A 12,257-nucleotide genomic window follows, 5' to 3' on the forward strand; every position below is an offset into this window, starting at 1 on the left:
CGTCGTACTCACACACTTCCGCAATGACTCTTGTGTAGCATAATATCCTCATAATTTTTTGCTATTTTTACGATAGAATAAAAAATGTAGAGTACTATGGGCTGGTATACTCAAATCATTTAACGATCTTAAAAGTTAAATTTCATTTTTCTCTAGTTTTCGACACCTCCTCAACACAACTAACCATATCAGCAGGCATATCAACATCACAAATGGCTGCCATTTCTTCTATGTCACCACTACAATGCAACACCATATAACTATTATCAATTGCAATAATTTGCTTAACAACTTTAACTAAACTTTTAATAAATTTCATCTTTAGTTCTGAAGACTGTACGAAAAAGTCTTTTAGTCCCGTATTATCAGATATATCTTTAACAACTCCGTAGTTAATAAGTTCTTGTAAATCTTCATTACTTATCTTAGTCAGCGTATTCGTCGTTGGATATTTTCGAAGTATTGAGATAATTGCCAAGTATTTAGGGTCAATTTCATTATGCAGAGCACCCATACAAATATCATCCGAAACTAACGTACCCTTAAAACCAATCTTCTCTCTAATGAACTTTATTCCAGTAGGTGATAAACTCACTGGTAACTTAGTATCCATAGCCTCAAATACAATGTGAGCTACCATTGACCACACCGCTTTATTATTTTCAAAAATTTTAGCTAATTGTCTAAACACTGCAAAATCTGTGTCATTTAATTCAGTGAGCGAAGCGGTAACACGTGGCAACTGACGATGGCTATCAAGAGTAGCTCTGCCATGCCCTGGAATATGCTTCATAGTGGCAATGCCATTCTGAGCGTTTATTGCCTCTATCGCTTTTGTACATAATTCAACTACTTGGTCAACAGAGCTTCCAAAGCTACGATTTCCAATAATCCCATTAGTATAAGGGTGAGTCAAGTCAGCATCGGGGCTACATGGTGAGTTTATTCCATATTGGTTCAATCCCTTCATTATATTTGAATAATTTTCAAAAACTTTTTCTTTAGCTTCTTTCGCATCCTTTTCATATATTTTACCAAACTCAGCAGCAGCTGGGTATTCTTGAGCTACCATAGGTGGCTTCAATCTTGCAACTCGTCCACCTTCTTGGTCTACAAAAATCAATATATCATGCTTATATAAGCTTTTTAACTCTTTTACTAACTGTTTTAACTGCTCTGGATTTTCAATATTTCTGCCAAAGAGAATAAAGCCATGTACTGGATTTTTTAAAAATAATGTTCTTTCTTCTGGGGTCAAGCTAGTACCAGAAACACCAAATATAAAAGGTTTTATTTTAGATAACGTTCTTTCTTCTGAGGTCAAACTAGTATCAGAAGATTTTATTTCAGACAACGCTCTTTCTCCTGGGAACAATAATACCAGCAATACCAGATACAAAAAGTTGTATTTTAGCCATTTTACTCTCATATAGTTTTCCTTATAAATTGTTACCTTCATGCAATATTCAAGTTAAGATGAGTAATAGTATATCATAAAAATCAACAGCACTAATAAATATATGCAAATTATTTAAAAATTTTTATAGCTAACCCGATTAGCATTTATCCATAGTTGTTCTAGGTTCTTATATCTTGAGAATACTATAGTGAAACCTATTGAATTAGGTGATACAAACTTTGTGCTAACCTTGCGAAAGCAGGTATCTAGATTCCCGCCTTCGCGGGAATGACAACTTACAATCGTTATGTTCTTTATCACCTAATCCTATGAGCATAACTATATATAGTTAATCGGATTAGCTAGTACTATTTTTAAAACCCAAAGAAGTAAGCATATGCATGGTTTCCAATAGTGGTAGTCCCATAATATTTGAGTAAGAGCCGTATATGCTAGGAATAAAAGCTTCAGCATAGCCGTGAATCATACAGCCACCTGCTTTGTTGATCCCCTCATCTAAGCTACAGTAGAATTCTATCTCTTGATGACTTAGTTTTTTAAACTTGACTATAGTTTGCACTAATTTTTGTCGTATTAGGAATTGTTCGGAAGTCTTTTTTATTATACAAATACCTGTATAAACCCTATGACGTCTCCCAGATAAAATATTAAGACAATATCTAACATCTTCACTTGTTAAAGCTTTGGGTAATATTTTCCTACCACGAGCTACAACAGTATCAGCGGCTATAATTATAGCTTCACCAGTTATTTTCTCGGCAACAACTTTTGCTTTTTCCTGTGCCAATCTTGCTGCCAATTGATTTGGTAACTCTCGTAGATATTCTGTTTCATTAATATTAGCAGGAATAATTTGTGTAGGCAATACTTTGATTCTTTTTAACAACTCAAGCCTTGCCGGCGATTGTGAAGCTAAAATTATATCTATACTCTGTTGTTCTAAATCATTTGAGTATACATTTGACATAAATATGAAAAATTTTAATGACGATGAATAACACGACCTTTTGTTAAGTCGTAAGGGGTCATTTCCACTGTTATCTTATCCCCAACAAGTATCCTAATACGATTCTTACGCATCCTACCAGAAGTATGGGCGATAATAAAATGACCATTTTCTAGCTTTACTCTAAAAGTTGCATTAGGTAAAAGCTCCAGGACAACCCCTTCAAAATTAATTAGCTCTTCTTTGGTCATTACAACTTAATTAAATTATATTTAAAATGGCTCCCCGGGCCGGATTCGAACCAGCGACCTAACGGTTAACAGCCGTTTGCTCTACCACTGAGCTACCGAGGAACATTTGCCTTTATAGCTACCCGATCATTACTCCGTCATTGCGAGGAAGTAGCATCGCTACGACGAAGCAATCCAAATCTAATCACTTCCCTGGATTGCTTCGTCGCCACTAAAGTGGCTTCTCGCAATGACGTAAGTTTACTATGGATAAATGCTAATTGGGTTAGCTATATATAGACTAGACTTCTTATAACAAATCTTTTGTCTAGGGTCTAGTGTTTTCTTATTCTTTCTAAAAAAATAAATTAAAAACTACTGTTATGCTGGTGTATTTGAGCATTCATTACTAATCCAAAACCAATAAGCATTGATACCATCATTGTACCACCATAAGATATAAATGGTAAGGGTACACCCACTACTGGTAATAATCCCATTACCATAGCTATATTGATAAATACATGGCTAAATAGGATTGATGTTATGCCTATTACCATCAGCTTACTAAATATTGCTCGACAATTGGTAGCAATCATCAATGAAATTACTATAATTGCCAAATAAAGAATTAATAGACACAAACTGCCAACAAAACCAAATTCTTCAGCAAAAGTAGCAAAGATAAAGTCAGTCTGATGTTCTGGCAAAAAATTTAGATGGCTTTGACTACCCTTGGTGAGTCCCTTACCCCATAATCCACCAGAGCCAATAGCAATTTTTGATTGGATAATATTATAGCCAGCTCCAAGCGGGTCTTTCTCAGGATCCAAAAAAACCATGACTCTTTTTTTTTGATAATCATGCATCACTTGCCAAATAACTGGTACACAAGTAACAACTATAATACCAATTATCATAAAATTTCTTACTCTAAAACCAACGGCAAAAAACATAATACTAGCAATAATGATAGTAATCACTCCAGTACCTAAATCCGGTTCTTTTATTATCAGTAGAACTGGTAATATCACACCTATTATAGGCAATAAAATCTTATGGAATCTGGTAAAACCCTCAGTTTTTAGTTGATGAAAATACCTAGCTAACATTAACACTATGGCTAATTTTGTTGGTTCAGAAGGCTGCAAGCGGATAACTCCTAAATCTATCCAACGCTTTGCTCCCATAGCAATAGAACCAAACAACTCAACACTAACTAATAAGATAATAACAGCAATATAAAATATATATGAAAACTTAAATATATATTTAATGTCAATAATCGTAATAATCATCACAATTGGTATAAACAGGAAGAAAATCATCATCTGCTTATATGCCCAAGGGTGAATATTACAATCCGAAGCGGAATATAATACAATAAAACCAATGCTACAAATTATGCTAATAAGAATAATCAAAGTAATCGGTAGTTTTTTTAGTTTTTCAAAATAATTTCTTTGAATTGACATTTTAGGTAGATATCCATAAAAATTAACTATAAAACAATAATAAATATTTGATTCCTTATAAGTTCAACACAACGATAAAAAACATGAAATTATTATTACATAACACACTAACTCACAATAAAGAAGTTTTTATACCGCTAGATAGCAATTTAGTAAAAATGTATGTTTGTGGTCCAACTGTCTACGATCACCCCCATATTGGTAACGCTAGGTCCGTGGTAGTATACGATATTTTATATCGTACACTAAGTAAAATATTTGGAAAAAATCACATAAAATATGTCCGTAATATTACCGACATCGATGATAAGATAATAAATAGAGCCAAAGAACTCAAAATAACTATTTCTGAATTAACAGTTAAAATTACAGAAGAATTCCATTGTAATATGCAATATCTAGGTTGCCAGGCACCCAATATCGAGCCAAAAGCTACCATGCATCTTGATAATATGATTATGATTATTCAGAAATTACTCGATCTAAACCACGCTTACATTGCAGATAATCATGTTTATTTTGATATTTCTACTGCTCCAGATTATACCAAATTATCAAATCGTAATCTTGAGGAAATGCTAGAAGGAGTACGTATTGAAAATAATCCATCAAAAAAGCACCCTCATGATTTTGTATTATGGAAACCAGCCAATGAAGGTGAAGAAATATTGGCAAATTTTGATAGCCCCAATTTCGATAGTCCTTGGGGAAGAGGTAGACCAGGATGGCATATAGAATGTTCAGCAATGAGCTATAAATATTTAGGAGAGAATTTTGATATTCATGGTGGTGGAGCAGATTTAATTTTTCCTCATCATACTAATGAAATAGCACAAAGTACATGTGCTTTCCCGAATTCTCACTTTGCTAAATATTGGGTACATAATGGATTTCTAACCTGTAACGGTGAAAAAATGAGTAAGTCACTCAATAATTTTATTACGGTAAAAGACTTGGTAGATAAAAAAATTCCAGGTGATGTGGTTAGATTATTACTAATGAGCAGCCATTACCGAAAACCATTAGATTACAACGATAAGGCTTTAGAAGATGCTAAAAAAACCATGAATTATTGGTATAGAGCGATAGAAAATTTGGACATTAACAAGCTTGATGTTCAAAATATTCCAGAAGAATTCTTATCTAGCCTATTCGATGATCTGAATACACCTCTTGCCATTAAAATAATCAACGATTACGCCAAATCGGTTTTTGCCAGTAGCAAAGAAGAAGATAAGTACACATATGCATCTTACTTACTTTCTTGCAGTAATTTTATAGGTCTTATGACCAAACCAGCTAGCGAGTGGTTCCGTTGTACAATGAATGACCAACTAATTCTCCAACTAATTGCCAAACGACAACAAGCAAAGTTACAAAAAGATTGGCTATTAGCTGATCAAATTCGTCAAGATTTATTAAAAGACGGCATTATTCTAGAAGATCAACCGGATGGATCAACTATTTGGAGAAAAGCTTGATGGCTTTTTGCAGGAAGTCTAATGAGCCTTTTGAATTTATATTACTGCCTTGACATAAGCGATGTAAAAGTGTTACATTATTCTGGGTTGCTTCGTCGGTCTTGCGACCACATCTGTCAGAAGCTAGAAGAGGAAGCGGTTGTAGAGAGCGTCATGGCGGTTTAGAAGTTGCGAAAAAATAACTGGCGTCATTGTGAGGAGGCATAGAGCCAATGAAGTAATTGTAAGTTGTCATTCCCGCGTAGGTGTGCTGGTGTCCGGGTAAAATTTTGCAGGGCAGTTTAAAAGTCGCAACTAATGATATAAAATACTAGATTATAGAAACGAATAACCGTCATCGCGAGCCACGAAGTGGCGTGGCGATCCAAATAAACAGCTTGCTGTTTTATTTTTACCGCTGCAATTTTTTGGATTGCCGTGTCGTAGCGAAGCGGCTCCTCGCAATGACGTTTATGCATTTCTCAAAACAGATTCTTATATCATTAGTTGCGACTTTTAAACTGCCCTGAAAATTCTGACCCAAGGTTTAAGTGGTATAACTCCTAAAGTTCAGGTATAATACCAATATAAACAACTTAAAAACAGGACTTATGCATATAATGCAACGTCATTGCGAGGAGCCACTTTGGTGGTGACGAAGCAATCCTGTTTTTTGTCATCCCTGCTTCAGTGCTGGATCTAGATTCCCGCCGTTGCTAAGAATGACAACTTACAATTGCTTCGTCGACCTAAGGTCTTCCTCGTAATGACGTTGATTACATACGACTTTTAAAATATCCTGCCTAAAACCTCTTCCTCTTCTAACTTTCGACAGCTGTGCTTGTGACCTCTTCGCAAGGAGTCCGGTTAGCTATAGTTTTTTGTTTAATTTTATTATTTTGTAAATGAATTATGTTTATTAAAGATTTTGAGCATAAAGGTTTTTTATATCAATGTACTGATTTAGAAAGACTAACAACACTAATGAGTAACAGTAAAATCTCTGCTTATATTGGTTTTGATTGTACAGCCCAGTCTTTACATGTTGGTAATCTGATGCAAATCATGATATTGCGTCTATTGCAACAATATGGGCATAAACCAATAGTACTCCTGGGAGGAGCGACTAGTAAGATTGGTGATCCTACTGGTAAAGATGAGGCAAGAAAATCTTTGACAAAAGAAGAAATTGCCAAGAATGCTGAAGGCATAAAAAAATCATTATCAAAATTTATCAAATTCGGTACTGGTGCAAATGATGCAATATTAGTTGATAATTCAGATTGGCTAGGATCGTTAAATTACTTAGATTTTCTTGGCCGCTTTGGTAGTTTTTTTTCTGTAAATCGTATGTTATCTATGGATTCGGTAAAATTACGTTTAGAGCGAGAACAGCATATGAGTTTTTTAGAATTTAACTATATGTTGCTACAAGCCTATGATTTTTATCATTTAAACAAAGTATATGGTTGTTCGTTACAAATAGGTGGTAGCGACCAATGGGGTAATATAATAATGGGTGTTGATTTTACCAGGAAACTAACTGGTAATGAAGTTTTTGGTATGACTACGCCATTATTAACAACTGCTTCTGGCAATAAGATGGGTAAGTCTATTGGTGGAGCGGTGTGGCTAAATGAAGATATGTTAAGTTCATATGATTATTATCAATATTGGCGGAATTGTGAAGATCAAGATGTAGTCAAATTTGCTAAATTATATAGTGAGTTAGAGGAAGATAAAATGCAAGAATTTACCTTACTTACTGCCTCTGATATTAATGGTGCCAAAAAGCAATTAGCATTTAATTTAACGAAACTTTGTCATGGTGAACAAGCCGCTATAGCAGCATTAGAAACAGCTACAAAGGTTTTTGAACAAGGAGAAATCGACATAAATTTACCAACTATCTGTATTGAACATAACAGGTTAACTATAGGTATTCCGGCGTATGAATTACTCCATGAGCTAGGTCTTGTTGAATCAAAATCTGAGGGGCGTAGGCTCATTAGAGGTGGTGGGGCTAAAATCAATAATCAATTAATTCAAGATGAAAATATGATGGTTGATTTGACTTTTATGCAGGACAACCAAGTTATTAAGATATCTGCGGGTAAGAAGAAACATATGTTAGTTAGATTCTCCTCATAAGTTAATCTATAGTTAATCCGATTAGCATCAGGGCAGTTTAAAAGTCGCAACTAATGATAGAAATGCCAAATTGCAGAAACAAGCGGTTGTCATCGCGAGCCACGAAGTGGCGTGGCGATCCAAATAAACAGCTTGCTGTTTTATTTTTACCGCTGCAATTTTTGGATTGCCGCGTATAGTGAAACCTATTGAATTAGGTGATACAAACTTTGTGTCATACCTGCGAAAGCAGGTATCTAGATTCCCGCCTACGCGGGAATGACAACTTACAATAGTTATGTTCTTTATCACCTAATCCTATAGGCATAACTATAGCAGCTTTGCGGCTCCTCGCAATGACGACTACTCACCTAAATAAAACTGTTTTTTTTACTATTAGTTGCGACTTTTAAACTGCCCTGGATTAGCATTTGTCCATTTGTTCAACAAAAAGATAAACAGCTTGCTGTTTTGTTTTTGTCGTTATAATTTCTGATAAAGAACTATATCACTTGCAAATATATTGATTGAATATATAATTAACTTTGCTTTGAATATATAAGCAAAATTCACACGTAAGAGCTCAGTTGTTAGTCCAATTTCTTTGGTATCAACTCTTGCGGAGGAGTGCCTACTACTACCATTATGTGTAGGTACATAACTAACATTTCAAGGAGATAAAATAATGTCTAAACTAAAAACTGTTAATGTCAGAGAATTACTTGATGCTGGGGTGCATTTTGGTCATAAAACCTCACGCTGGAATCCTAAAATGGCACCCTACATTTATGGTGTCAGAGATGATATTCATGTGATTGACTTGCAACAAACTGCTGCCCTAATGCAAATGGCTCTCAATGTAATCTATGAAACTGTTAAGAAAAATGGTAAAATATTATTTGTCAGCACTAAAGTCCAAGCTAGTGATATAATAGCTGAGTATACAGAGAAATGTGGGCAATATTACGTTAATCACAGATGGCTTGGTGGTATGTTAACCAACTGGGGAACAATTTCTGGCTCAATAAAAAGGTTAGATAATCTTGAGAAAATTTTGGGCAATGAAGAGGAATATTCCGTTTATACCAAAAAAGAAATACTGGAAATGACCCGTAAAAAGGATAAATTACTTAAATCCTTAGGTGGTATTAGAAATATTGGAACAAAACCAAACTTGCTGGTGGTAATTGACACTAATAAGGAGCATTTAGCAATTCAAGAAGCAGTGAAGTTGGGTATCCCGATAATTGCCATTGTTGATACTAATTCCAATCCAGATAATATAGACCATCCTATTCCTGGTAATGATGATGCAATAAGATCTATTAGACTTTATTGCAGCTTGTTTGCCGATGCTGTGCTTGCTGGTATAGAAGAAGCTTTAGCTGCGTCTGGTGTTGATTTAGGAAGCATAGCTACTCATGAAGAAAAAAATACCAATATCAAAGCTATTACTAAGTTAAAACCAACCAAGAAATTTTCTAAAACTTCTGAGTTAAATAGCCAAGAAGCAGCTAACCAAGAAGTAGTAGAGTCAGAGTTTGAGACAGTTTTGGGGACTGCAGAAGCTGCTACGACAACAAAATAACTAATATCTCAAACTAAAATATACTTAAATCATAAGAATATTTACGGGGTGAAAAGATGTCATTTCTGTTTAAAAGTCATAGGGGAAACGGCTGATGTCATTGCGAGGAAGCGTAAACCAACGAAGCAATCCTATTTTGTGTCATACCTGTTCAATATCAATGTCATCCCTGCGTAGCAGGGATCTAGATTCCCGCCTACGCGGGAATGACAAGGAGTGCAGAAATGACAACTTACAATTGCTTTGTCGACCTACGCTCTTTCTCGCAATGACACTTTGAGTTTTTTAGACTGTCTTTCTGCTACTTTTAAACTACTCTGCTTAAGCAGGGATGGCAGCATCGCTTCCCCAAATCCAATTTAAACAACTTACAACCTATAATAAGGAGAATAACATGATAAATGCTGGACTTGTAAAACAATTAAGAGAGAAAACCGGTGCAGGAATGATGGACTGCAAGAAGGCTTTGCTTGAAACAAAAGGAGATTTTGAAACAGCTATTGATTGGTTAAGAAAAAAAGGATTATCAGCTGCCGCAAAAAAATCAGATAGAATTGCTGCCGAAGGGCTAACAGCAGTACACGTTGAAGATAATGTTGGAGTTGTTATAGAAGTAAATTCAGAAACAGATTTTGTGGCAAGAAACGATAAATTTCAACAATTGGTTAAAAATATCGCGGCATTAGCATTGCAACAGAGTAATTTACCATCACTAAAATTAGCGAAAACATCAACAGGTAAATCAGTTGATGAAGAAATATTAGACAATATTGCAACAATTGGTGAAAATTTAAATCTACGTCGTGTGGATGTTTTAAAGGTCTCAGAAGGTGTGGTGGCATCTTATGTACATAATACTGTTATTGCGGGGCTGGGAAAGATATCTGTCCTTGTTGGTTTACAATCAACTAGCAAAGAAAAAGCTAAGCTTCTAGAATTGGGACAAAAAATCGCCACCCATATAGCAGCAAATAATCCTTATAGCCTTGATGTATCGAGTCTGGATCAAAGCTTAGTGGAACGTGAGAAGAATATATTCTTTGAACAATCAAAAGCTTCTGGTAAAGCTGACAATATCGTTGAAAAAATGGTTGAAGGTAGAATACGTAAGTTTTTAGCAGAAGTTGTTTTGCTTGAACAAAATTTTCTATTTGACGACAAACTAACAATTTCTCAAGTTATTGATAATGCGGCAAAAGAATTAGGAACGTCGATTAAAATTACTCAGTTTATAAGATATGAACTCGGTGAAGGTATCAAGCAAGAAGATAAAAATTTTGCAGACGAAGTCGCAGCTGTTATACAAAAATAAGCTAGAGAAAGTTATCGCTTATATAGATTCCTCACAACTGTCGAAAGCTAGAAGAGGAAGCGGGTTTTGTGTCATCCCTGCTTCGGTGCGGGATCTAAAATAGCCTCAAAAAACTCTGGAATATTATAGATTCCCGCCGTAGCTAGGAATGACACCATAACTTTTAAACTGCCATGATGACACAAACCCCGCTTCCTCTTCTAGCTTTCGACAGCTGTGCTAGAGCCCTGCCTACGCGGGAATGATGGTATGGACGAGTGAAGCGAAATATGCTTTACTTGTACGGAGTCTGGTGAAAAATGTTTTTCAGTTGCTCCAAATTAAATAACAATTTAATTAATAGGTCCATACCATGATAAATAATAGCATAGAAAATAGTATAATTGGAATAGATTTAGCAAAAAATATTATGCACTTGGTGCAAGTTGATCAAAATGGCAAAAAAGTCGGTCATCAAAAAGTTAAAAGAGATGAGTTAATAGGATGTTTAAACAATCTCAATAAAAGTTCACTGGTGGTCATGGAAGCATGTGGAGGAGGTAATTATTGGTCGCAAGAAATTAACAAGCTTGATTTGCAAGTTAAGTTGATGAAAACAAAAGATGTAAAAATTTATGCAACATCGAGGCAGAAAAATGATTATAACGATGCCTTAGCAATATGTAAAGCTGCTCGCGATCCAGAGCTAAAAGATGTGTTACCCAAAAGCAAAGAGGAACAAGATATAAAATTTTTGCATAAAATCCGAAGTAATACGATCAGAGATCGAGTACAAAAAACTAATTCTACAATATCAAGTTTATATGAATATGGTTATAATACAAAATTAAGCAAAAATAAATTTTGCAAAGCATGTAAGTCGGAGGTAGAATTAGCGTATATAGAAGGTTATATAACTTCTGGGGTACAGTCAATTTTACTTTTAGAATGTGAAGAAATTGAGAATTTGTGTAACAAAGAAAAAACTTTAGAAAAGCTGATAATCAGTAATAATAAACAGAATGAGAAAGCTATTAGGTTGCAGACAATTTTTGGGATTGGAGCAATCAATGCTAGTTGTTTGAGCGTAGCACCAATGGAAAATTACGCAACCCCGAGGGATTTTTCTGCGTCGCTTGGTTTGGTGCCAAAACAATACACCTCAGGAGATAAGATAGTTTTAGGAGGAATTAGCAAACAAGGTGATAGATATGCTAGAACTATGTTGATTCAAGCTGCAAGAACAATAGCAATAAGAGCCAAAAGCGATAAAGAATCAAAAGATAAGCTAGTTCAGTGGGCAGTGAAGAAATTTGCTGAAAACAAATCATATAATATTATATGTGTTGGTTTAGCGAATAAATTAGCTAGAATAGCTTATGCAGTAGTTACCAATGGCAGCGAGTATGTCGCAAATTAGCGCTGTTGGCAAGAAGGATAATTTATGTCAATTAAGCAAAAGAATGGCAATTGGTAAATATTGCGAGTAAGTTAGTAACAATAAAGAGAACGAAAGTAAAAGAGTTAATGAAATAAGTATTCTGAACAAAATCCGCAATTATGTCGAGGCTCTAGAAGCCGTGGGAATGAGAGGTTACTCAAGGATATTTAGAAGAATGCAGAAACCATTATGGCACTCGATGCCGAATATATGACCGCTTCCTTTGTGGCTCTATTTTTTATTTTCTTTATTGACAAATTCACTCGTCCATATATG

The 12,257-nt window shown here is 35.0% G+C and carries 12 protein-coding genes and 1 tRNA gene; 5 read left to right on the top strand and 8 right to left on the bottom strand.

What is annotated here, in order from left to right:
- Window positions 1-142 precede the first annotated feature (142 nt).
- From ACQH2P_RS06745 to rodA, 6 genes are all read right to left on the bottom strand, one after another.
- Window positions 143-1,459, bottom strand: a complete 1,317-nt coding sequence (locus ACQH2P_RS06745; RefSeq protein WP_425363545.1) for a glycoside hydrolase family 3 N-terminal domain-containing protein — start codon at window positions 1,457-1,459, stop codon at window positions 143-145.
- A gap of 72 nt (window positions 1,460-1,531) precedes the next feature.
- Entirely contained in the window at window positions 1,532-1,720 is a 189-nt protein-coding gene (locus tag ACQH2P_RS06750; protein WP_425363546.1) for a hypothetical protein, read from the bottom strand.
- 37 nt (window positions 1,721-1,757) lie between these two features.
- Window positions 1,758-2,387: a Maf family protein gene (locus tag ACQH2P_RS06755; RefSeq protein WP_425363547.1), complete on the bottom strand. Its 630-nt coding sequence runs from the start codon at window positions 2,385-2,387 to the stop codon at window positions 1,758-1,760.
- 14 nt (window positions 2,388-2,401) lie between these two features.
- Window positions 2,402-2,617 carry a translation initiation factor IF-1 gene (gene infA, locus ACQH2P_RS06760; RefSeq protein ID WP_094649298.1) on the bottom strand — a complete coding sequence of 72 codons (216 nt, stop codon included), beginning with the start codon at window positions 2,615-2,617 and terminating at the stop codon, window positions 2,402-2,404.
- A gap of 27 nt (window positions 2,618-2,644) precedes the next feature.
- Window positions 2,645-2,719, bottom strand: a tRNA-Asn gene (locus tag ACQH2P_RS06765).
- 245 nt (window positions 2,720-2,964) lie between these two features.
- Window positions 2,965-4,065: a rod shape-determining protein RodA gene (gene rodA, locus ACQH2P_RS06770; protein WP_425364126.1), complete on the bottom strand. Its 1,101-nt coding sequence runs from the start codon at window positions 4,063-4,065 to the stop codon at window positions 2,965-2,967.
- A gap of 89 nt (window positions 4,066-4,154) precedes the next feature.
- Between rodA and cysS the strand changes: the two genes are divergently transcribed.
- Window positions 4,155-5,552 (top strand): cysteine--tRNA ligase, encoded by a 1,398-nt coding sequence (gene cysS, locus ACQH2P_RS06775; RefSeq protein WP_425363548.1) that lies wholly within the window; start codon window positions 4,155-4,157, stop codon window positions 5,550-5,552.
- A gap of 281 nt (window positions 5,553-5,833) precedes the next feature.
- Here cysS and ACQH2P_RS06780 read toward each other — a convergent pair whose 3' ends face one another.
- Complete coding sequence (locus ACQH2P_RS06780; RefSeq protein ID WP_425363549.1) at window positions 5,834-6,010, bottom strand: hypothetical protein; 177 nt, start codon at window positions 6,008-6,010, stop codon at window positions 5,834-5,836.
- A 430-nt stretch (window positions 6,011-6,440) separates the two neighbouring features.
- Between ACQH2P_RS06780 and tyrS the strand changes: the two genes are divergently transcribed.
- Entirely contained in the window at window positions 6,441-7,682 is a 1,242-nt protein-coding gene (gene tyrS / locus ACQH2P_RS06785; RefSeq protein WP_425364127.1) for a tyrosine--tRNA ligase, read from the top strand.
- A 27-nt stretch (window positions 7,683-7,709) separates the two neighbouring features.
- Here the strand turns inward: tyrS and ACQH2P_RS06790 are convergent, their stop codons facing one another.
- Window positions 7,710-7,973, bottom strand: a complete 264-nt coding sequence (locus ACQH2P_RS06790) for a hypothetical protein (RefSeq protein WP_425363550.1) — start codon at window positions 7,971-7,973, stop codon at window positions 7,710-7,712.
- 373 nt (window positions 7,974-8,346) lie between these two features.
- Here ACQH2P_RS06790 and rpsB point away from each other — a divergent pair, with 373 nt between their 5' ends.
- From rpsB to ACQH2P_RS06805, 3 genes are all read left to right on the top strand, one after another.
- Window positions 8,347-9,249 carry a 30S ribosomal protein S2 gene (rpsB, locus tag ACQH2P_RS06795; RefSeq protein WP_425363551.1) on the top strand — a complete coding sequence of 301 codons (903 nt, stop codon included), beginning with the start codon at window positions 8,347-8,349 and terminating at the stop codon, window positions 9,247-9,249.
- A 394-nt stretch (window positions 9,250-9,643) separates the two neighbouring features.
- Window positions 9,644-10,561, top strand: a complete 918-nt coding sequence (gene tsf / locus ACQH2P_RS06800; RefSeq protein WP_425363552.1) for a translation elongation factor Ts — start codon at window positions 9,644-9,646, stop codon at window positions 10,559-10,561.
- 352 nt (window positions 10,562-10,913) lie between these two features.
- Complete coding sequence (locus ACQH2P_RS06805; RefSeq protein WP_425362708.1) at window positions 10,914-11,960, top strand: IS110 family RNA-guided transposase; 1,047 nt, start codon at window positions 10,914-10,916, stop codon at window positions 11,958-11,960.
- Window positions 11,961-12,257 lie beyond the last annotated feature (297 nt).

This window comes from Candidatus Tisiphia endosymbiont of Hybos culiciformis, from assembly GCF_964030975.1.
Lineage (GTDB): Bacteria > Pseudomonadota > Alphaproteobacteria > Rickettsiales > Rickettsiaceae > Tisiphia.

What these genes read in the sequence shown, in the direction of transcription:
- ACQH2P_RS06755 (WP_425363547.1), bottom strand. Translation starts at nt 2,387, where the DNA reads ATGTCAAATGTATACTCAAATGATTTAGAACAACAGAGTATAGATATA.
- cysS (WP_425363548.1), top strand. Translation starts at nt 4,155, where the DNA reads ATGAAATTATTATTACATAACACACTAACTCACAATAAAGAAGTTTTT.
- ACQH2P_RS06805 (WP_425362708.1), top strand. Translation starts at nt 10,914, where the DNA reads ATGATAAATAATAGCATAGAAAATAGTATAATTGGAATAGATTTAGCA.
- ACQH2P_RS06780 (WP_425363549.1), bottom strand. Translation starts at nt 6,010, where the DNA reads ATGCATAAACGTCATTGCGAGGAGCCGCTTCGCTACGACACGGCAATC.
- rpsB (WP_425363551.1), top strand. Translation starts at nt 8,347, where the DNA reads ATGTCTAAACTAAAAACTGTTAATGTCAGAGAATTACTTGATGCTGGG.
- infA (WP_094649298.1), bottom strand. Translation starts at nt 2,617, where the DNA reads ATGACCAAAGAAGAGCTAATTAATTTTGAAGGGGTTGTCCTGGAGCTT.
- tsf (WP_425363552.1), top strand. Translation starts at nt 9,644, where the DNA reads ATGATAAATGCTGGACTTGTAAAACAATTAAGAGAGAAAACCGGTGCA.
- ACQH2P_RS06745 (WP_425363545.1), bottom strand. Translation starts at nt 1,459, where the DNA reads ATGAAGGTAACAATTTATAAGGAAAACTATATGAGAGTAAAATGGCTA.